The organism is Pararhizobium gei, from assembly GCF_029223885.1.
In the GTDB taxonomy this organism is placed as follows: domain Bacteria; phylum Pseudomonadota; class Alphaproteobacteria; order Rhizobiales; family Rhizobiaceae; genus Pararhizobium; species Pararhizobium gei.
On sequence record NZ_CP119409.1, the window covers coordinates 2734304 to 2755243 of the forward strand.

General features: G+C 59.8%; 16 protein-coding genes and 1 tRNA gene. 9 read left to right on the top strand and 8 right to left on the bottom strand.

The window, feature by feature from the left end; genetic code table 11:
- Nucleotides 1-41 precede the first annotated feature (41 nt).
- Entirely contained in the window at nucleotides 42-2582 is a 2541-nt protein-coding gene (locus PY308_RS13360; protein ID WP_275783320.1) for a mechanosensitive ion channel family protein, read from the bottom strand.
- Between the two features lie 575 nt (nucleotides 2583-3157).
- Between PY308_RS13360 and PY308_RS13365 the strand changes: the two genes are divergently transcribed.
- From PY308_RS13365 to PY308_RS13390, 6 genes are all read left to right on the top strand, one after another.
- Nucleotides 3158-4165 carry a sulfate ABC transporter substrate-binding protein gene (locus tag PY308_RS13365; protein ID WP_434064256.1) on the top strand — a complete coding sequence of 336 codons (1008 nt, stop codon included), beginning with the start codon at nucleotides 3158-3160 and terminating at the stop codon, nucleotides 4163-4165.
- A 6-nt stretch (nucleotides 4166-4171) separates the two neighbouring features.
- Complete coding sequence (cysT, locus tag PY308_RS13370) at nucleotides 4172-5029, top strand: sulfate ABC transporter permease subunit CysT (protein ID WP_275783326.1); 858 nt, start codon at nucleotides 4172-4174, stop codon at nucleotides 5027-5029.
- The gene (gene cysW / locus PY308_RS13375; protein WP_275783329.1) at nucleotides 5019-5909 is read left to right on the top strand and encodes a sulfate ABC transporter permease subunit CysW; all 891 of its coding nucleotides are present in this window, start codon (nucleotides 5019-5021) and stop codon (nucleotides 5907-5909) included. The genes cysT and cysW overlap by 11 nt, the downstream gene beginning before the upstream one ends.
- A gap of 14 nt (nucleotides 5910-5923) precedes the next feature.
- On the top strand, nucleotides 5924-6961 hold the full coding sequence (locus PY308_RS13380) for a sulfate/molybdate ABC transporter ATP-binding protein (RefSeq protein WP_275783332.1): 1038 nt from the start codon (nucleotides 5924-5926) through the stop codon (nucleotides 6959-6961).
- Between the two features lie 143 nt (nucleotides 6962-7104).
- On the top strand, nucleotides 7105-9153 hold the full coding sequence (locus tag PY308_RS13385; RefSeq protein ID WP_275783334.1) for an acyltransferase family protein: 2049 nt from the start codon (nucleotides 7105-7107) through the stop codon (nucleotides 9151-9153).
- Nucleotides 9154-9269: 116 nt separating this feature from the next.
- Nucleotides 9270-9494: a hypothetical protein gene (locus tag PY308_RS13390; protein ID WP_275783335.1), complete on the top strand. Its 225-nt coding sequence runs from the start codon at nucleotides 9270-9272 to the stop codon at nucleotides 9492-9494.
- Between the two features lie 236 nt (nucleotides 9495-9730).
- On the opposite strand, the gene PY308_RS13395 is transcribed toward PY308_RS13390, so the two are convergent.
- From PY308_RS13395 to PY308_RS13415, 5 genes are all read right to left on the bottom strand, one after another.
- Nucleotides 9731-9967 (bottom strand): hypothetical protein, encoded by a 237-nt coding sequence (locus tag PY308_RS13395; protein ID WP_275783339.1) that lies wholly within the window; start codon nucleotides 9965-9967, stop codon nucleotides 9731-9733.
- 175 nt (nucleotides 9968-10142) lie between these two features.
- A tRNA-Lys gene (locus PY308_RS13400) sits at nucleotides 10143-10218 on the bottom strand.
- Nucleotides 10219-10345: 127 nt separating this feature from the next.
- The gene (locus PY308_RS13405; RefSeq protein ID WP_275783342.1) at nucleotides 10346-11263 is read right to left on the bottom strand and encodes a PhzF family phenazine biosynthesis protein; all 918 of its coding nucleotides are present in this window, start codon (nucleotides 11261-11263) and stop codon (nucleotides 10346-10348) included.
- Nucleotides 11264-11327: 64 nt separating this feature from the next.
- Nucleotides 11328-12056 (bottom strand): NUDIX hydrolase, encoded by a 729-nt coding sequence (locus PY308_RS13410; protein ID WP_275783344.1) that lies wholly within the window; start codon nucleotides 12054-12056, stop codon nucleotides 11328-11330.
- A gap of 12 nt (nucleotides 12057-12068) precedes the next feature.
- The gene (locus tag PY308_RS13415; protein WP_275783346.1) at nucleotides 12069-13175 is read right to left on the bottom strand and encodes an endonuclease/exonuclease/phosphatase family protein; all 1107 of its coding nucleotides are present in this window, start codon (nucleotides 13173-13175) and stop codon (nucleotides 12069-12071) included.
- Between the two features lie 162 nt (nucleotides 13176-13337).
- On the opposite strand from PY308_RS13415, the gene PY308_RS13420 reads away from it, so the two are divergent.
- The 3 genes from PY308_RS13420 to PY308_RS13430 all read left to right on the top strand — a co-directional run bounded on the left by PY308_RS13420 (nucleotide 13338) and on the right by PY308_RS13430 (nucleotide 18185).
- Nucleotides 13338-15239 (top strand): CASTOR/POLLUX-related putative ion channel, encoded by a 1902-nt coding sequence (locus tag PY308_RS13420; RefSeq protein WP_275783348.1) that lies wholly within the window; start codon nucleotides 13338-13340, stop codon nucleotides 15237-15239.
- A 101-nt stretch (nucleotides 15240-15340) separates the two neighbouring features.
- Nucleotides 15341-16390, top strand: a complete 1050-nt coding sequence (locus PY308_RS13425) for an aldo/keto reductase (RefSeq protein WP_275783350.1) — start codon at nucleotides 15341-15343, stop codon at nucleotides 16388-16390.
- Nucleotides 16391-16511: 121 nt separating this feature from the next.
- A complete protein-coding gene (locus PY308_RS13430) occupies nucleotides 16512-18185 on the top strand; it encodes a M20/M25/M40 family metallo-hydrolase (RefSeq protein ID WP_275783353.1) in 1674 nt (557 codons plus the stop codon).
- Here the strand turns inward: PY308_RS13430 and PY308_RS13435 are convergent.
- Both PY308_RS13435 and ilvC read right to left on the bottom strand, forming a co-directional pair.
- On the bottom strand, nucleotides 18182-19408 hold the full coding sequence (locus PY308_RS13435; RefSeq protein WP_275783354.1) for an aminotransferase-like domain-containing protein: 1227 nt from the start codon (nucleotides 19406-19408) through the stop codon (nucleotides 18182-18184). The two genes, PY308_RS13430 and PY308_RS13435, sit on opposite strands and share 4 nt — an antisense overlap.
- Before the next feature lie 466 nt (nucleotides 19409-19874).
- Nucleotides 19875-20894 carry a ketol-acid reductoisomerase gene (gene ilvC, locus PY308_RS13440; RefSeq protein WP_275783356.1) on the bottom strand — a complete coding sequence of 340 codons (1020 nt, stop codon included), beginning with the start codon at nucleotides 20892-20894 and terminating at the stop codon, nucleotides 19875-19877.
- Nucleotides 20895-20940: the final 46 nt, after the last annotated feature.

Genomic DNA, 20940 nt, shown 5'->3' on the forward strand with positions numbered 1-20940 from the left:
ATAAAATCCGGAAAAGGCTTCGCCCGCAATCGGGTGAAAGTTCAAGCCTTTTCGTTTGCGGGCTCGACGCTCACCCTGCGCGGGCGGCGCTGGGTTCCGCCGCGCTTGACGGTCTCCAATTCCACTGGCCGCTCTTCCTCTTCGGGGGCCTTTGCCAAGACCTGCGGCTCCAGCGTCAATGCGTCCGTCTCCGGTCCGGGCGGCGGCGGCACCGGCTCAAGCTCCTCCTTCTTGAAGAACGGCGCACCGATCTCCTCGTCACGGAAGCGCTCGTAGATCGAAAGCCTGAGATCGTTTCGAACGCCGTTTCCATTGACGATATCGGCGAGAAAGACGCGAAGTTCGAATGTCATCGTCGCCTCCCCGAACGCCGTGAAGACTGCCTGAGGTTCCGGGTTTTTCAAGACCATCGGGTGCGCAGCGGCAATCTCAAGCAGCGCATCCATCACCTGGCGCGGCGCCGTGTCGTAACCGACCGTCACGGCGATATCCGACCGGCCGAGCTTGTTGCGATGCGTCCAGTTTCCGACCGAAGCGTTAATGAACAGCGAGTTCGGCACCATGATCGTCTGGCGTTGGAAGGTTTCGATTTCCGTTGCCCGTACTGAAATACGCCGGACGAAGCCTTCGGTCGTACCGGTCACCACCCAGTCGCCGACCTTGAACGGCCGTTCGACAAGCAGGATCAGACCCGAGACGAAGTTCGAAACGATGTTCTGCAGGCCGAAACCGACGCCGAGCGAAAGAGCGCCGGCGACCAGCGCGAGATTGGACAAATCAAGCCCGGCCGCAGAAATGCCGATCAGGCCCGCGAGACCCAGCCCGAGATACCCAACGCCGGTGCGCACCGAATTGCGCACGCCGGGATCGACGCGGCTGCGCGCCATGACGCTGCCGTCGAGCCAGCGCTGGAACCAGCGCGTAATGACGAATCCCGCAGCAAACAACAAGATGCCGGCAATGATGCCCGTGATCGAGATCGAAATGCTGCCGATCTTGATCTCCGTGAAGATGCGGAAGGTCCAAGCTTGGATATCGGCAATCTGGAAACCCCACTGCAGGAGAACCAGCGGAATGAAAAACAGCACCACAAACGCGTAGATGCCGAGGCCGGCGGCCAATCCGGCCTGATCGAGACCCACCTGCTCCATCCGGAAGCGCCGCTGCAGATAGCGTCCGACTACGGTATCGGAGAGCGCGTTTTGCTTTGCGACCGCCTTGCCGGTGAGAATGCCGATATACATCGTCACCAGGATTGCGCCGGTCATGACGATCTGCGTTGCGACGAAACGGGCAAGCCCGACATAACCGGACAGCGCGGCAATGATCAGAGCGGCGCCGGTGACCACGAAGAGGACCGAGCCGCCGCGTGGCCACGGCAGACCGCGGCTGCTCAGCGATTCGCCGGCCGGCACGATCGGCCTGATAAGCGCCATCGCCATCAGGATGAGACCGGTGATGACGGATGCGATCAGGCTCTTGACAACGGTGAGCACGACGGGCGAGCCAAGAACCTCGCTGATCGTGCCTGCAAGGTAGTCCAGCACGTTCACCAGCGCCATGGCAAAGATCGCGAACACCAGCTGGCGCGCGCCACGATCCGACACCCGCACGAGCCGCCAGCCGCTTTCCCGCGGCGCAAACACCGCCTGGGCCAGTGTGGTGACGAAAATCAGAGCGATGCAGACGGCGAGCGATGCCGAAACGATGGGCGCGATATCGAGCCGCAGCACATTGAAGGTCTGCAGAAAGAAATAGCTGGTGACGGCAAAGGCCGCCATCGACATGGTCGGGATCATCGTCGACCAGAATGCGACGGACAAACGGGTGATGTAACCGGGAGCCTCCTTGCGGATCGCCCGGTGGATGAGCGGCGCAAAGACCTTGCGCGTGCCGGCCAGCAGAACGAGTGCCGCGCAAAGCGACAGGAAAAGCGCCGTAAGCAGCTGCAGTCTCTTGAAGTTCCAGGCGAAGGAAAGCCAGCTGCCAAGCGTTCGGGACAGGGCCTGCCGCTCCAGGGTGATCGCAGCCATGGCCTCGGTCATGACGGACCGGTCGATACCTGTATATTTCAGCAGCGTGTTGCTGAAGAGTGCGCGTCGCGCCGCCGTGATGCCGTTCGACAGTTTCGTCGATTGAATCGACAGTTCTTCGGCTGTGCCCGTCAGAGCGTTGATCGCGCCGCGCTCCGCGGCGAGACGCTTGCGCTCCTCTGCCACCACATCGGCCTCTGGTGGCGCCCCCTCGGCGGGCGGTTCACCGAGCTCCGTCAGACGCGCCTTGATCTGATCGAGCCGGGGACGGCTTGCGACGGAGATGCCGATGATCTGTTTGCCGATGGCATCGATCTCGACCTTCAGTTCCGCCAGCCGGTTGTCGTCATCTTGTGCGGCGGCGGCCAGCTCGGCGAAACGCGCCAGCTGCTTGCGTGCCGCCTCGAGCTGCTCGGTCGTCTGCACCTCGGGGCTCGCAGCGTCCGCAGCCGGTTGCTGTGTCGCATTTACGGCAGACTGCTGTGCCAGTGCCGGCGCGGCGGCAACAAGAAGCAAAGACAGAAGCATACCAGCCAGTTTAGACATCATCGGCAACGACATTTCCTTTCACCGACCGCTTTCCCGCAAGAACCGGGTGACAGCCCCATTTCGGCAGTGGCATAATATCAGGCGCCACGGCATGCAAAAACGTTTCCCGGCATTGGCGGCTTTTCTTCGCATTCGAAAGCGCGAGCCCGGCTGAGACGGAATGCGTTCCGCCGCCGAGGAATGCCGGTCGAACCTCGCCACGGTTCAGAAAGCGGCCGAGTGGCGAATGCCCTCGCAGTGCCGGATGGCAAAATTGAGGTATTCGGCTCCCAAGCTCCGTATACAATGTGACCAAGCCTCAGATCGGCAATTTTTCGAATGCCCGGAGAGCTGAGAGAAACGCTGGCTCTTCGCTCGTCATCACAGGATCAAGACCTGCTACGATGGAAGTTGCAATCTGGGTTGATCAAGGCAATTGGATAATGAAGGCAAAGGATTTCCGCTTTTCCGGTAACGAGGGCAAGACTTTCTCTGGCCGTCATATCGAAGGAAAAACTTTGCGTTATAATGTTCGACTTAATAGGTAGACTAAGCCAGCTAACAACGGAGGGCAGGACATGCGTAAGAAACGCTTTATGAAGATATTGACGGTGGCGCTTCTGGCCAGCGGTATCCAGATGGGCGGAACGGGTTTCGCCTTTGCCGACGCCACCCTGCTGAACGTCTCCTATGATCCGACCCGCGAGCTTTACAAGGATTTCAACGCGGCCTTCGCTGAGAAATGGAAGACGGACACGGGCGAGACGGTGACGATCCAGACCTCGCATGGCGGATCCGGCAAACAGGCCCGCGCCGTCATCGACGGGTTGGAAGCCGATGTCGTGACGCTGGCGCTTGAAGCCGATATTGACGCGATCGCCAAGGGCACGGGCAAAATTCCGGCCGATTGGAAGACCAAATTAGAAAACAACAGCGCGCCCTATACCTCGACGATCGTCTTCCTGGTTCGCAAGGGCAACCCCAAAGGCATCAAGGACTGGGGCGACCTGGTGAAGGACGACATTCAGGTCATTACGCCGAACCCGAAAACCTCGGGCGGTGCCCGCTGGAACTTCCTGGCGGCCTGGGCCTGGGCACGTGCCGCCAACGGCGGAGACGATACAAAAGCGCAAGACTATGTGTCGCAGTTGTTCAAGCATGTTCCGGTGCTCGATACCGGTGCACGTGGCGCGACCACGACCTTTGTACAACGCGGTCTGGGCGACGTCCTCCTCGCCTGGGAAAACGAAGCCTATCTGTCGCTGGAAGAACTCGGTCCCGACAACTTCGACATAGTAACGCCATCCATTTCGATCAAGGCTGAGCCTCCGGTGGCTCTCGTCGATGGGAATGTCGATGCGAAGGGAACGCGCAAGGTCGCGGAAGCCTATCTGCAATATCTCTATTCGGATGCCGGACAGAAGATCGCGGCAAAACACTACTATCGCCCATTCAGGCCCGAAGCGGCCGATCCGGACGACATCAAGCGTTTTGCCGATGTGAAGCTGACGACTATTGACGAATTCGGCGGATGGAAGGAAGCTCAGCCGAAATTTTTCGGAGATGGTGGCCTGTTCGACCAGATCTACAAGCCGGGGCAATAAGACTTAATGACCGCACGCACAGCTTCGCTGTGGCAATTCAGACAGCCGAGCGTCATTCCGGGATTCGGATTGGCGCTCGGCGTTACTTTGTCATGGCTCACTCTCATCATCCTCATTCCGCTTTCAGGTCTCGCCTGGCGCTCGAGCGCTCTTGGGTGGACCACGTTTTTTCAGCTGGCGACCGACCAGCGGACCATCAACGCCCTCAAGATCAGCTTCGGCACCGCCTTCGCGGCGGCTCTTGTCAATGTCGTCTTCGGCGTCATTCTGGCTTGGGTGCTCGTTCGATACCGCTTTCCTGGCAAACGCATCGTTGATGCAATGGTGGATCTCCCCTTCGCACTGCCGACGGCCGTTGCCGGCATCGCGCTGACGGCGCTCTATGCACCGAACGGCTGGATCGGCAGTCTTCTGGAACCGCTCGGCATCAAGATCGCCTTCACGCCCCTTGGCATCATATTTGCGCTCATTTTTGTCGGGTTGCCTTTCGTGGTCCGCACCGTGCAGCCGATCATGGAGGAAATCGATCGCGAAGTGGAAGAAGCAGCCGCAACGCTGGGCGCCAATCGCTTCCAGACCATCAGCCGCGTTCTGCTGCCGGGGCTTGCTCCCGCGGTGCTCACGGGATTTGCGTTGGCTTTCGCCCGTGGCGTCGGCGAATACGGCTCCGTCATCTTCATTGCCGGCAACCTTCCCTATGTCTCGGAAATCGCGCCGCTTCTGATCGTTATCCGGCTTGAGGAATTCAACTACCCCGCAGCCACCGCCATTGCAGCCGTGATGCTGGTTATTTCCTTCGCCATGCTGTTGATCATCAATGTGATTCAAGCCTGGAGCAGAAGGAGGTACGGCTATGGCGCATGACGCCTCTTCTACCCACCGTGGAAACGGCAATACGGAAATGGTCCGCGTCGCGACGTCCGAAAGCCGCTTTGCACGTTACTGTCTGATCGGGCTTGCCCTCGGCTATGTGGGACTTTTTCTCGTGCTGCCGATGGCGGCGGTGTTCACGGAAGCGATGCGCAAGGGTCCGGGCGAGTTCCTGACCGTTCTCGCCGACGCGGAAACCCTGTCCGCGATCAAGCTGACGCTGCTCGTGGCTGTGATTGCCGTGCCGCTGAACCTTGTCTTCGGCATTGCGGCGGCATGGGCGATCGCCAAGTTCGAGTTCAAGGGAAAGGCTTTCCTGACAACGCTGATCGACCTGCCCTTCTCGGTTTCGCCGGTCATTTCGGGTCTGGTGTTCATTCTTCTGTTCGGCTCCCACAGTCTTCTCGGCCCCTGGCTGCAAAGCTATGGCATCCAGATCCTGTTTGCCGTGCCGGGCATCGTGCTCGCGACCGTGTTCGTCACGTTTCCCTTCGTTGCCCGGGAGTTGATCCCTTTGATGCAGGAACAGGGGACAAGTGACGAGGAGGCGGCGCTATCGCTCGGCGCCAGCGGCTGGCAGACATTCTGGTACGTAACCTTGCCGAACATCAAATGGGGCCTGCTTTACGGCGTCCTGTTGTGCAATGCGCGCGCGATGGGCGAGTTCGGGGCCGTTTCGGTGGTCTCCGGCCATATTCGCGGCTTGACGAACACCATGCCGCTCCAGGTCGAAATACTTTACAACGAATATAATTTCGTTGCTGCCTTTGCGGTCGCAACGCTTCTCGCCCTGCTGGCGCTCGTCACTCTCGTTCTGAAATCGCTGCTTGAAATGAAGTACAGCGCCCAGATCGCAGCCAGCCGCCGGCATTGAAAGGTTAAGTCACGATGGAAGTCCGCGTTCAAAACATACGCAAGGAATTCGGCCGTTTTCCCGCACTGAACGACGTGTCGCTCGACATCCGTTCCGGCGAACTGATCGCGCTGCTCGGCCCCTCCGGCTCCGGCAAAACGACGCTGCTGAGGCTGATTGCCGGTCTGGAAAGCCCGACCGACGGCACGGTCTATTTCGGCAACGAGGACGCGTCGCGCAAGACGGTGCAGGAGCGCAATATCGGCTTCGTGTTCCAGCACTATGCCTTGTTCCGCCACATGACGGTGCTCGATAACGTATCCTTTGGTCTGTCGATCCGGTCGGCCGACCGCCGTCCTTCGAAAGCCGATATCCGCAAACGTTCGCTGGAACTGCTCGACCTCGTGCAGTTGAGCGGACTGGATAAACGCTATCCGGCACAGCTTTCGGGCGGTCAGCGCCAGCGGGTCGCCCTTGCTCGCGCCATGGCTGTCGAGCCGAATGTCCTGCTTCTGGACGAACCCTTCGGCGCGCTCGATGCGCAGGTGCGCAAGGAGTTGCGGCGCTGGTTGCGGGAAATCCACGACCAGACTGGCCACACCACCGTCTTTGTGACGCATGATCAGGACGAGGCACTGGAACTTGCCGACCGCGTCGTTGTCATGAGCAAAGGCAGCATCGAGCAGATTGGAACACCCGACGAGATCTACGATACGCCCAACTCTCCCTTCGTCTTCGGCTTTATCGGCCAGTCGAATATCCTGCCGGTGCGGGTCGAAAACAGCCAGTTATGGCTCGACGACCGGTCGATCGGCGTCAGCGCTCAAGGGGAGCCGGACGGCCCGGCGCAACTCTATTTTAGACCGCACGACATCGAGCTTCTGGATGGCTGCGGCGGCTGCATCGCAGGCATCGTCACTGTAACGCGGCGCGTTGCCGGCACGCGGCATGTCGAGCTTGCCATCGGCACCGGCCACAGCAAGGTCGAGATCGAACTGCCGCCGGAAAAAGCCACGTCCGAACGATCGCGTATCGCCTTCCGCCCCACCCGGTGGAAGCTGTTCCGCGCCTGAATGTTCGCCTAAAGGTTGCTTTCAACAATAGGCCATTCTTCGTGCAAATGCTCGCAGAAAGGCTTGATCCGAGCACCTCCTCCGTCGCATCCTGCCGACCTTATCCGCCTCATTGCGACTCGGCAGACAATCATGAATTTTAGATGCGCATGAAATACAGACGCGAAATCGACGGTCTCAGATCCGTCGCGGTCATCCCCGTTGTGCTCTTCCATGCGGGCGTCAAAGGCTTTAGCGGCGGGTTTGTCGGTGTCGACATCTTTTTCGTCATCAGCGGCTATCTGATCACGTCGATCATCGCTGCAGAGCATGAAAAAGGCCAGTTTTCAATTGTCCGCTTCTACGAGCGGCGCGTGCGCCGCATTCTGCCGGTACTGTTTGTAGTCCTTCTCTGCTGCCTGCCCTTTGTATGGGCCTGGATGCTGCCGCAGCAGATGGAGAGTTTTGCCGAAAGCCTTGTCGCCGTCTGCCTGTTTCTCTCCAATGTGTTTTTCTGGAGCCAGAGCGGCGGCTATTTCTCATCCGCCGCCGACGAGCAGCCCCTGCTTCACACCTGGAGCCTGGCGGTGGAGGAGCAGTATTACGTGCTCTTCCCCTTGCTTGTTGCCCTGCTGTGGCGTTTCGGCCGCAGAGCATTGATCGGGACAATCGCAGCATTTGCCGTTGCGAGCCTGGCGCTCGCCCAGTACGGCTCGCTGAACTTTGCCAACGCCAATTTCTACCTGCCGCACACGCGCGCATGGGAACTTCTGGCAGGCTCCCTCTGCGCACTGCTGGTGCGGGGCGACAGAACCTTTCGCAGCAACAGCCTCTCGCTTGCCGGACTGGCAATCATTCTGTTTTCCGTGCTTGCCTATGACGAGGCGACGCCGTTTCCCTCGCTGTACGCGGTGGTTCCCGTGCTCGGCGCCGTTATGGTCATTCTCTGGGGTACGTCCGGCACCGTCACCGCCCGCCTTCTGTCGACGCCGCCGATGGTCGGTATCGGGCTGATCAGCTACAGTCTCTATCTCTGGCATCAGCCGGTTCTGGCCTTCGCCCGCATCCGCAGCCTGACCGAGCCGTCGGCTCTGCTGTTGGGATCGCTCGCCCTGGCCTGCGTTCCCCTTGCCTATCTGTCATGGCGGTTTATCGAAGGGCCCTTCCGCAAGGGCAAAGCGGTCACACTGTTCCCGCAACGCGGTCGTCTCTTTACGGCCGCCGCCCTCACCGCCTCATTCTTCATTGCCCTTGGCTTCTATGGCAGTACCCATAATGGGCTGGATTTCCGCCTCCCGCAGGAAGCGCGGCTTGCGATTGCTCGGGAACGACACGATCCGGTGCTCGACACTTGCCTCTTCGACAAGGGTGAAATTTCTCTGCCCCATCCGGTCCGCGCCTGCCTGACCGCCCATTCGAACGACAGCGAAACAATTCTGATCGGCGATTCCCACGGGGCAGCGCTTGCGGGCGTGGCGCTACGCAGCTTCGATGCCGCCGCGCTCGACCTCTACGTTATGACGCATTCGGCCTGCGTCGGCTTTTCAGGGTTTTTTGTCAGCAATCCGAAATATCGGCTGCGCTGCAATGCCTTCTTCACAGGCATCGAGGATTATATCGACAAGACCGACAAGAAAACGGTGATCATGGCAAGCCGCTGGACCCTCTATGTCGAGGGAACGCCCTTCGACAATGGCGAAGGCGGGATCGAATCGCTCGGCCCGACCTATGTTGATCTCCTCGATCGCATGGACGAGCCCGCAAGCCGCGACGATCCGGCCCGCAAGGCCCGCGTCCTCAAGCAATATGTGGCGGATGTGCAGAAATATCTCGATGCCGGCCGAAATGTCGTGCTTGTCTACCCCATACCCGAGGCAGGCTGGAACGTGCCGGAAATCGTCGCAAAGTCAGCGATGGCCGGGCGCACCGATCTGGCGTTCAGCACGGGTTACGACCGGTATCAGGAGCGGAACCGGGCGGTAATCGAGGCGTTCGACGGCATATCCCATCCCAACTTGTTCCGCGTCAAACCGGCCGGCAGCCTTTGCAACAAGGCAATTCCCGACCGCTGCATCAACAGCCTCAGCGCCGAAAGGATCTTCTATTTCGACGACGATCATCTGTCGGATGCAGGAGCGGCGCTGGTGGTTCCCGCCTTGCTGGAGGCCGTTCGTACCATCGCCGGCCGCACGCCGGCTGCTGTCACGCAATAACGCGACTTCGCAACATGTCTTATTGAATTGCGCCGTCCGTAAATCAGGGTAGATTCAAACCTTGATGCAAACCAGCAGAGACATTCATTTCGCTGGCAGCACTCGGGAGGTCCGCCATGATGAACGATGATCACTACAAGCACGTCCTCTGTGCAGATGATATCGCCGCATTGCGGGACGCGTTCGAGCTGTTCTGCCGGGAGCACCACAAGCTACGCTGCGATGCCGACATGGAAGCTTCGGCCGACTTGATGATACGGCTTTATCGAAACGGCGAGCGCAATCCCGACGCATTGCGGCAAGCCTGCGAAGCATCGCTGGATTATCGGAACGTGGCGTGAATCTCGTATGCCTCGCTTGAGGGCGAGCAGTAAACCCGACGCATGGCGCCGGGCTTGTTTGCTGCCGTGATCGGCGTGATGGCTGCTATGCTCACGACAGCGCAGAAGCCGTGTGGACCTCGCCGTTATCATCAGTCTCCGCAACAATGAAACTGTCGTCCAGCATTTTCAGTCTGCGGCAACAATAGAGATGTGTCAGCCAATCGAACAACGTCCCCGTTAACCGGGCGACCAGATTAGCGTCTTGGCAACAGAGCACGGCCAGCGTTGCGTATGGTGATCGAGGAGTCGGACATCTGGGCAACCAGTCCGGCCGCCATGGCCGATTCAAGCGCGTCGGTGTAACTCTTGCCTTCCAGGCCTTGCTTTCTCGCATGACTTTCCACAGCGCCGCGGGTGGCAGTCGGGGAAATCCCATATCGGGCGTTCTTGAAGGCATTGACGATTATTTGATGCTGGTCGGCGAGGGTCATGATTGTGCTCCGATGGATTGCCCCGGTGCTATCAGGAAAGCCGCGAAGTAGATAGGGCGATCCGGGTTTGGCTGAGAGAAAGCGTACAAGACGCGACGCTCTTCCAGATACAATCAAAAAGGCCGTTACCCTGAGGTACCACTGCGCGCGTCATTAAAATTCTGACTGAAAATTTTGGTGGGTGATGTAGGGTTCGAACCTACGACCCGCTGATTAAGAGTCAGCTGCTCTACCAACTGAGCTAATCACCCGTCCAGAACCGCGTTGCTGCGGTCTGATGGGGCGTATAATGGCCTTCTGACGGCTTGTCTACCCCCGCAATGCATTTACCGCCGCTTTCCGCGGAAAAATCTGTATGGGCCGTTTGTGCCCTGTTTTTCAAAGATAAAGTTCGCCGGCGGCAATTTTGACCGCTTGTCCGCCGATCCGGGCAGCGGCAATTTCGCCGCTCGCGATATCGAGGTGGAGGTGCAGAAAGGACGGTCGGCCCATTTCCACGCCCTGCTCGATCATAAAAGGATGATGGCCGTCAATCAGGCGGTCGAAATGATGGATCGTGCCGGCAAAGGCTGCAAGGGCCGAGCCCGTGGCGGGGTCCTCGACGATCCCCATTCCCGGCGCGAACATGCGGCTGTGAAACCGTGCCGTATGGTTGACGCCGCCCCGGCAGTAAACATAGGCGCCGGCAAGCCGTCCTTCCGCCATGGGCGCGACCTTCTCCCAAAGCCCCGGCTCGAACTCGATTGCCGCGGCAGAAGCGACATCGTGCACCGGGATCATCGCGAAGGGCACGCCGGCGCTCCAGAAGGTCGGGACATGATTTTCGAAACCGACCTGCGTCACCTTGAGGCTCAGGGCATTGGCGATTTCCAGCCGGTCGAACTCAGCCGGCAGTTGTACGGGCTTTCTGGGAACATCGAACTCGGCAAATGTGACCGCACCCTCCCGTCCCTGTATTGCGCAGCGCACCGGCCCGACATTTTCCTCGAGCATCTGGACGAGGTCGAAATTACCGCTCGCAGCGTCCCTGCCGTCCTCTGCGAGGGCAACCGCTGCACCAACGGTGGGATGACCGGCGAAAGGCAATTCGTGTCCCGGCGTAAAGATCCGCAGCCGGGCGGTATGGGCCGGATTGTCCGCCGGCTGCACGAATACCGTTTCGGACAGATTGAACTCCATGGCGATTGCCTGCATCCGCCTGTCGCTCAAGCCGTCGCCATCGAAGACCACCGCAAGCGGGTTTCCCTCCAGCCTGTTTTGTGTGAACACGTCGTAGATTGCGTAACGCCGAGCCACGATAACCTCTCTTTCCGGTTTTCCCTGACCTTGCATGCCGAACGGCGGGCAGCAAGCGGAAACGCTAAAGCACCGTCTGGAAAACCCAGGCCAGTACCGGCGGCATGAACGATGAATAGGGGTACAGATGCGGGTCCGGGCTGTGGATCGCCACGGCCTCGTCGATCTCGGGTTGGGCATCGGCAGCGAGATGCCTGTCGATGCAGTTGATCAAATCCCTGGCGGTCACGGAAAAGCGGTAGACGCGGAACACAGTCACGACACCGTTGTCATGCATGGCCTGAAGTCCCGCAACATCCGTGGCGTCGGCCAGGTCCAGGCCAGTTTCCTCGCGCACCTCCCGCGCCATGTTGCTGTCGAGATTGCAGAAACCATCTTCCACGTCGCTGGGGTCAAGCGACCCGGCGGCGCAGTAGACCCGCCCCGGATTGGCGGTGTGGGCGGCCATCCTGATGGCGATCACGGCGCCGTCCGAGGACAGAATGACCGGTAGCGCGAAAATATGCAGGGCGGCATCGAGCGGTCGGGTCTTTCGCCAGAGCAGGAAGGCGGAAAACGGTACCATATGCATGTCGCCGGAAATCACCCCATCCTCGATCCTGATCCAGCGAGGAAGCATCATGGGGCCGTCGAACAAAGCCGGATTGGCCGCGACCTCCTGCTGCCAATTCCGCGCGATCGAGTCCCGTTCGGCGATGGCGTAGGGATGTGGCCCGCCGATCACCGGAAGCTGTATCCGATCGACGGAAAAGACTGTGCGCTCATCGGGCCACGCGGCTCTGTTGCTGATCATGGCGTTCCTCCGTCAGACATCGAGGGTCACGACGACCGGGCAGTGGTCCGACGCTTTCGGACGGTCCCAGCCCGTCCGCGGATAGCGCTCGACCTCCTGCCCCGGCGGGAAAAGCGTCCGATAAGGCTGGCCCGCACGGATGATTTCCGGGACGCTCGATGGATTGCGCTGCGCCAAGGCCTTCGAAAGCCAGATATAATCAAGCTGGCAGAGATGCCGCTCCTGCGGCCCGCGGCTGTGGAAGAGTGTCCAACGATCCAGCTCCGGACGGCGCCGGACGACATTTTCAACGAAGCCGTCATGGCTGAAAATATCGAGCGCGCTGGCGCTTTCCTGCCGCGGGACGAAGCTGTAGCCGCCGCGCCGGTCGCCGGTCACGTCCACCCTTTCCTGGTAGTCGTTCATATCGCCGCAGACAGCGAACATCTCGCCATCCGTATTGCCCGCACCGAAACGATTTTCGATGATCCTGCGAACGGCAGCCACTTCGGCCGTCCTGACCGGCATGGTCGAAGTCCGTCCGTCAAACCCGTTCCGCGCCGGTCCCATAGACTTGAGATGCACAACGAAAAGCGTCAGTGGCCGCCCGCCGATCCTGAAATCGAGCTCCAGACAGTCCCGCTTGAAGATCCTGTCCCCTGGCACGTTCGTTGCGGCAAGCCCGTCGTTGAACAGATCGAGATCGGCATAGGTGAGGCTTGCGTGGGATTTGACGTCGATGCATTCGATCTTGCGGCCGTCGCGCGTTTCCTCGCGCACCAGCACCGCGACATCGATGCCGCGGCTGTCGTTTCCCTCAATCAGGTATTTCTGCCGATAGCCATTACCAACCATCTTGAAAAGATAGCCATATTCGAAAGCCTGCAGCGCGGCCATGTTGTCGGCCTCCTGCAGGCAGAGAATGTCGGCGTCGCAATCGGCAATCGCCAGCGCCGACATCTGTCGCGTATCATCGGTATGTGAGATCGTCCGCGCCTCCTCCAGCCTCTGATATTCGCCTTCGCTCTTCACCTCGAACAGGCGCAGCACGCGGTCCTGTTTCAAGATGTTGCGAAATCCGGAAAAATCGAACCTGCTCATCAGGTTCTCGATATTGAAGGTGGCAAGGCGAAGGGACATCAGACGATTCCGTATGCGGTGCCGCGACTTTAGACAAAGACTGGCAAATGTCGAACCTCTTTCGCACCCGGCCGCGGAACGTCGCTATGCATGGTAGTTGATTATATTCAGCATATCTGCGATCCGGAAGCGGGCAGGCTGTTGCTGGCGGGGAGAAACAGAATGGGTACAGAGACCGGGTGGCGCGCGCGGATGCGCTACGAGTTCGACAAGAGCATGGCTGCCGGTCCCATCGCCCTGATCGGCTGGCTAACGGTTATTTCTCTTGTCGTCATCGTTCTTGCAGGCCTTTTCCTGGCCCTGACGCAGATTGCGCCGGAAGGCGGGGAACCCGTCAGCTTCATCGAAGGCGCCTGGGAATCGCTGATGCGGACCATGGATGCCGGCGCCATGGGCGGCGATGTCGGCTGGGCCTTTCGCGGTGTCTCGCTGTTCGTGACGATCGCCGGCATTTTCGTCTTCTCGGCCTTGATCGGCGTTTTGAGCGCAGGCCTTGAAAACAAGCTCGAGGAATTACGCAAGGGTCGTTCGCAGGTGCTGGAACAGGATCACACGATCATCCTCAACTGGTCGCCATCGATTTTCGATGTGATCGCCGAGCTTGTCATTGCCAACACGAGCCGCCGCAAGCCGCGCATCGTCATCATGGCCAACAAGGACAAGGTCGAGATGGAGGACGAGATCGCGGCCAAAGTCGCCGATCTCAAGAATACGCGCATTATCTGCCGCAGCGGCGACCCGACGGATCTCTATGATCTCACAATCGTCAATCCGCCTACCTCGCGCTCCGTCATCGTGCTCTCACCGGAAGGTGACGATCCCGATTCGCAGGTCATTAAAAGCGTTCTGGCACTGGTCAACGATCCCGGCCGACGGACGAAGCCGTACCAGATCGCGGCGGAAATCCGCGACAGCAGAAATGCCGATGTCGCCCGCATCGTCGGTGGCAGCGAATTGCAGCTCGTTCTCGCCGACGACCTGATCTCCCGCATCGTCGTCCATTCCAGCCGTCAAACGGGCCTGAGCGCTGTCTATTCCGAACTGCTCGATTTCGAAGGTTGCGAAATCTATACGCTGGAGCAACCCGACATCATGGGAAAGAGCTTTGCTGCAGCCGTCATGGCCTATGAGACCTCGACCTTGATCGGCCTTCGCGACGAACGGGGCAAAATTCTTCTCAACCCGCCGCCCGGCCGCATTTTCAAGCCGGGAGAACAGGCTGTCATCGTCGCTGAGGACGATGCTGCGATCAGGTCCGGCAATCATCAAGTCCACATCGAGAAGGAGGCTATTCTGCCCGTCTCGCCGCGCCAGATCGGTCCGGAGCGGACGTTGATTCTCGGCTGGAACCGCCGCGGCCCAATCATCAGCTTCGAATTGTCCCGCTACGTCGCTCCCGGTTCTCTGCTGACCATTGCCGCCGACACGCCGGAACTCGAGCGGGAGATCGGCGCATTGATGGTCGCCAACGGCAACATGGCCGTCGATTACCGGATTGTCGATACGAGCAGCCGCGAGCAGCTCGATGCGCTGGAGATTCCAAGCTACGACCACGTGCTCGTGCTCGGCTACAGTGATCATATGGCGCCGCAGCCGGCTGACACACGGACACTGGTGACGCTTTTGCAACTCCGCAAGATCGCCGAAAAGGCCGGAAGGCATATCAGCGTCGTCAGCGAGATGACGGATGTGCGCAACCGCGAACTGGCGGAGGTCACCCGTGCCGACGATTTCGTCGTCAGCAACAAGCTGGTCAGCCTGATGCTCGCCCAGGCTTCCGAGAATGAATCCATGGCTGCGATCTTCGACGAACTGCTCGATGAGAACGGTTCTGAAATCTATATGCGCCCGGTCAGCGATTATGTCCGGATCGACGAGCCGCTGACCTACTACACCATCTGCCTTGCTGCGCTGCGCCGGGGCGAAGTCGCAATCGGCTATCGCCGCCAGCGCGACGAGGCTCCGGACCCACGCAGGCTCGGCGGTGTCGTGGTCAACCCGTCGAAAGCGGAAAAACTGCTCTACAGCGAAGAGGACCGGGTCATCGTTCTGGCGCAGGATTGACCGTCTGAAAATGCATCTCGATTGCCGAACCGCCCTTTTAACTTGATAAGCTGGCGCTAGCTTGTCTTTCTCGTCTGGCGCGATCCGATCGAGGAACAATCATGGAATATCGTCTTCTCGGCCGTTCCGGCCTCAAGATTTCAACGCTCACCGTCGGCACGATGACGTTCGGCGGCAAGGGCTGGGCAAAGACTGTCGGCGATCTCGGCGTCAATGACGCCCGCCGTCTGGTCGATCTCTGCCTTGACGCCGGCGTCAATCTGATCGACACGGCCGACGTTTATTCCCAAGGCGTCTCGGAGGAGATTATTGGCGAGATCCTCGGCGGCGAGCGCAAGAACGGCGTGCTGATCGCCACCAAGGCACGCTTTCCCATGGGTGATGGCCCGAACGATGCCGGCTCCTCGCGACACCATCTGGTGCGCGCTTGCGAGGCCAGTCTCCGGCGACTGAAGACCGATGTTATCGACCTGTATCAATTGCACGAATGGGATGGCCAGACGCCGCTTGAGGAAACCATGGAAGCGCTCGACCTGCTCGTGCGCCATGGCAAGGTGCGCTATAACGGCTGCTCCAACTTCTCCGGCTGGCACATCATGAAAGCGCTCGGCATCAGCGCGACCGACCATCGCCACCGCTTCGTCAGCCAGCAGATCCACTACACCTTGGAAGCGCGCGACGCAGAATACGAGCTGCTGCCGGTCTCGATCGACCAGGGTCTTGGTGTTCTTGTCTGGAGCCCGCTGGCCGGCGGCCTGTTGTCCGGCAAGCACCGGCGCGACAAGACGGCGGAGGGATCGCGCCAGCTTGCCGGCTGGGACGAGCCACCGATCCGCGACGAAGACCGGTTATGGGCGATCGTCGACACACTGGTCGCGATCGCGGAAAGCCGCGTCGTTTCCGGGGCACAGGTCGCTCTTGCCTGGCTGATCGGCCGCAAGCCAGTCACATCGGTGATCATAGGCGGACGCACGGAAGCGCAGTTCAAGGACAATCTCGCTGCCGCCGAGCTGACGCTCACCGCCGAGGAGCGCAAGCGCCTTGACGACGTCAGCAAGCCGCCCGTTCTTTATCCTTACTGGCACCAGCTGCGCACGGCGAGCGATAGGCTCGGCGAGGCAGACTTGTCGCTGCTCGGGCCACATTTATAGGCCATGCCCACACGTGACAGCCGAACCTGGTTTGGGAAAAGCGGTGTGCAGTGCTGAACGGCCTTGGCTTTTCTCCCGACCTGACGGATATGATCCGGCGAAATAATGCTGGAATCTGATGATGACCCCAAGTCTCCGCCCGGACAATTCCCGCCCGATGTCGCGCGCAGGCGCACTTGCGATCGAGATGACCCGCTGGCCGAGCGTGACAGGAAGTGACGACGAGGCCGCCTTTTCGGGGCGGCTTATCAGCCTTCTTGCAGGACTGGACTATTTTCAAGCGCGTCCTGCCCAGTTGCTGGCGCTCGACACTCACGGAAATCCGCCGCGCCGGAACGTGGCGGCGCTGGTGCGCGGCAAGGGCCGCCACTGCCTTGTGCTGGCCGGGCACTACGATACAGTCTCGATCGACAATTATGGCGGTCTCGCACCCCTCGCCTGCGAACCGGAGGCACTGACCCAGGCGCTGATCGAGGCGCTTTCCGGCAAAACGCGCAGTCCGGCGGAAGACAGGACGCTTGAAGACCTCCTCAGCGGCGCGTTTCTCGCAGGGCGCGGATTGCTCGACATGAAGAGCGGCCTGGCCGCCGGCATCGCTGTTCTGGAACGTTTCGCAGCCCTTGAGGAGCCGCCGGGAAACCTCCTGTTCGTGGCCACTCCAGACGAGGAAAACCGGTCGCGCGGTATGCGGGCTCTCAGGGATAGTCTGCCGTCCTTGGCGAACCAATTCGGACTGGACATCATCGGCGGTATCAATCTGGACGCCAGTGGCGACGATGGCGACGGAACGGAAGGCCGCGCCGTTTATTTCGGCTCTGTCGGCAAGTTCTCGCCTTTCGCTTTCGTCTCCGGCCGACCGACCCATGCCGGCTATGCCTTCGACGGCGTCAGCGCGCATCTGATCGGTGCAGAAATCATGCGCACCATGGAAACGAACAGCGCGCTTTGCGACGAAGCCCACGGCGAGATTTCTCCGGCTCCCGTCTGCCTGGAAGCCAGGGATCTGCGTCGTGGCTACGAAGTGACGACGCCCGCCCATGTCTGGCTGTCGTTCAACTGGTTGACGCACAAGCGCACGCCGCCAGAGCTGTTGGACACCTTCAAAACGCTGGTGGCCGGAGCGATGCAGGCGGCGCTCGACGCCCAGGCGTGCAATGCCGCGGCATTCTTCGAACGGCAGGGCAATGTAAAAAGAACTGAAGCCTGTCAGGCGCATGTGCTGACGTTCGCTCAACTGCACGCGCAAGCGCTTTTGAATGGCGGCGCAGCGGCGGCAGAACGGCTGGCGGCCGTCCAGCAGTCCCTTGCGGACGCGGAAGACCCGATGGCGATCACCCGGCAGATCGTTACTGCCACGCTCGCCGAAGCCGGTCTCGAAGGACCGTTGGTCGTGGTGGGTTTTTCCACCCTTCACTACCCTCGCGTCCATATCGGTAGCCTGGGCCATGCAGGCGAGGTCTTTGGAACGACAATTGTGTCGGCGTCACAGCGGTGTGCGGAGAAGCACGCAACGAGCATCAGGGCGAAGCAGTTTTTTGCCGGTATTTCCGACATGAGCTTCTTCGGCCATCGCCCCGAGGCTGATGAGACGGAGCTTCTCGCCGCCAATACGCCCTGCGCCAGCTTTATCGACAGGGCTCAAGGTGAAGCCTTGTCTTTCCCCGTGGTGAACATCGGGCCATGGGGACGCGACTACCATCAGAAATGGGAGCGCGTCCACATGGACTATACTTTCAACGTTTTGCCGGATGTGATCTACGAGGCGGCGTTTGCCGCCCTCAACGATGCCGGTTAGGCTGCGGCCCGGGCTTCCTCACCGATCAGGCCACCAAGACGCGACATGCCCTCCTCGATCATCGCCTCGTCGGCGCAGGAGAAACTGAGACGCAGCGTATTGGCCCCGGAGCCATCGGCAAAGAAAGCCTTGCCCGGCACAAAGGCAACTTTGGCCGAAACCAGGGACTTGGCGAGAAGCTCCGCTCCGTCCATGCCTGAAGGCAGGGTCAGCCAGATGAACATGCCGCCTTCAGGCTGCGTCCAGTTGACGCCTGCCGGCATATATTTCGCCAGCGCCGCCAAAATGGCATCGCGCCGCGCCATGTAGACAGACTTGATCTTGGCAACCTGCGCATCGAAGCCGCGCTCGGCAACGTGGCAGATGGCCATCTGGTTGATGGTCGAGGAATGGAGATCGGCTGCCTGTTTCATCAGGACCAGCTTCCGGATGACCGTATTGGACGCGCAAACCCAACCGACCCTGAGGCCCGGCGCCAGCGTCTTGGAGAAACTGCCGCAATAAATGGTCCGCGCCTCGTTGATGCTGCCCTTGCGGGCGATTTCAAGGGCCAGGATCGGCGGCACGGCATCGCCGTCATAGCGTAGGGATTGGTAGGCAGCATCCTCGATCAGGGCTATATCGAGTTCCTCGGCGAGATCCAGAACCTTTTCACGCGCCGCGAGATCGAGGCTTTCTCCCGTCGGGTTGGAGAATTCAGCCGACATATAGGCAAATTTCACCTGTCCGCCGGCCGCTGCAGCGGCTTCGCGATAGGCCTGCGGCGTGCGGTTGCCGGCGATCGTCAATTGATCGTAAGCCGGCTCATAGGCATTGAAAGCCTGCAGGGCGCCGAGATAGGTCGGCCACGTCACCAGGGCGGTATCGTTTGGCGACAGGAACAGCTTGCCGAGATAATCCAGCGCCTGCTGCGAACCGGATGTGATCAGGATATTCTCCGGCTCGCAGGCAATGCCGATATCCGCCATGCGGCCGGCAAGCCACTGACGCAGCGGCAGATAGCCCTCGCTGATTGAATACTGCAGGGCGGCGCTGACAGCCGGACCGCCGAAAATATCGGCATAGGCTTCCTTGAATTCCTTGTCGGGAAAAAGTGCCGGATCCGGAATTCCGCCGGCAAAGGATATGATATCCGGCCGGTCGAGCAATTTCAGCAGTTCCCGAATTTCAGAAGCGCGCATCCGCGACGAGCGGGTCGCAAAGATCTTTTCCCAATCCAGCATGGCAGTTTCCTCAGATTATGCTTTTCCAGGACAAGACCACGATGAGCTTATTAAGTCAACAATGCTGACCTATATTTTCACTTCCGAAAGCGCTTTCTTCCGGCAGAATCTAAGCTGAAGCGATGACATGCACGGGCGTCAACGAGGCCCAACGCGGGAGACCGGTCCGGCGGTTGATGCCGGCCGTTTCGATGGCTTATCAAACCGAAACGGCAGACAGCCTGCCGTCAGACCTCATGGCCGTAGAAGCTGAGCGCCACCAGCGTGACGATTGCGCAGATGATGACGACATCGAACACAGCGAAATGATAGAAGAACGTAGACATGGCAGTATCCTCCTAAGGCGGATAATACTCCAAAATGCGTCATTTTCCAAATCTTGCTTTGAAAAAGGGGAAAGGCCGGAGAACAAAACTCCGGCCTTCCAGTACAATGCGATGCAACATTTCCATGTTGCTATGCAAAATCAGTTTTTCGCCTTATCGACCAGCTGGTTCTTGGCGATCCACGGCATCATGCCGCGCAGCTTGGCGCCGACTTCCTCGATCTGGTGGTTGTCGTTCATGCGGCGGATACCCTTGAAGCGGGCAGCACCGGAACGGTATTCCTGCATCCAGTCGGAGGTGAACTTGCCGGTCTGGATGTCGGTGAGGACGCGCTTCATTTCAGCCTTTGTTTCAGCCGTGATGATGCGTGGACCCGAGACGTATTCGCCCCACTCGGCCGTGTTCGAGATCGAGTAGTTCATGTTGGCGATACCGCCTTCATAGATCAGGTCGACGATCAGCTTGACTTCGTGCAGGCACTCGAAATAGGCCATTTCCGGCGCATAACCGCCTTCGACCAGCGTCTCGAAGCCGGCGCGGATCAGTTCGACCAGACCGCCGCAGAGAACGACCTGCTCGCCGAAGAGGTCGGTTTCGCATTCTTCCTTGAAATTTGTCTCGATGATGCCCGAACGACCGCCACCAACGCCGCAGGCGTAGGACAGAGCGAGATCGAGCGCATTGCCCGACGCGTTCTTTTCAACGGCAACGAGGCAGGGAACGCCGCCGCCCTTCTGGTATTCGCCGCGAACCGTATGGCCGGGGCCCTTCGGTGCAATCATGACGACGTCGAGCGTATCCTTCGGCTCGATCAGGCCGAAGTGAACGTTAAGGCCGTGGGCGAAAGCAATCGCTGCACCGTCACGGATGTTGCCCGCGATATCGGCCTTGTAGATGTCGGCCTGAAGTTCGTCCGGCGTCGCCATCATCAAAAGGTCGCCCCACTTGGCGGCTTCGGCAACGGTCATGACCTTGAAGCCGTCGGCTTCGGCCTTCTTGATCGTGGCGGAACCGGCCTTGAGCGCGATGACGACGTTGGAAGCGCCGCTGTCCTTCAGGTTCAGCGCATGGGCGCGGCCCTGGGAGCCGTAGCCGACGATAACGACGTTCTTGGACTTGATGAGGTTGAGATCGGCATCACGATCGTAATAGACGCGCATTGTAATTTCCTTCCCTTTGCTTGTCTGTTTTGGTTCTCCGGCTGCC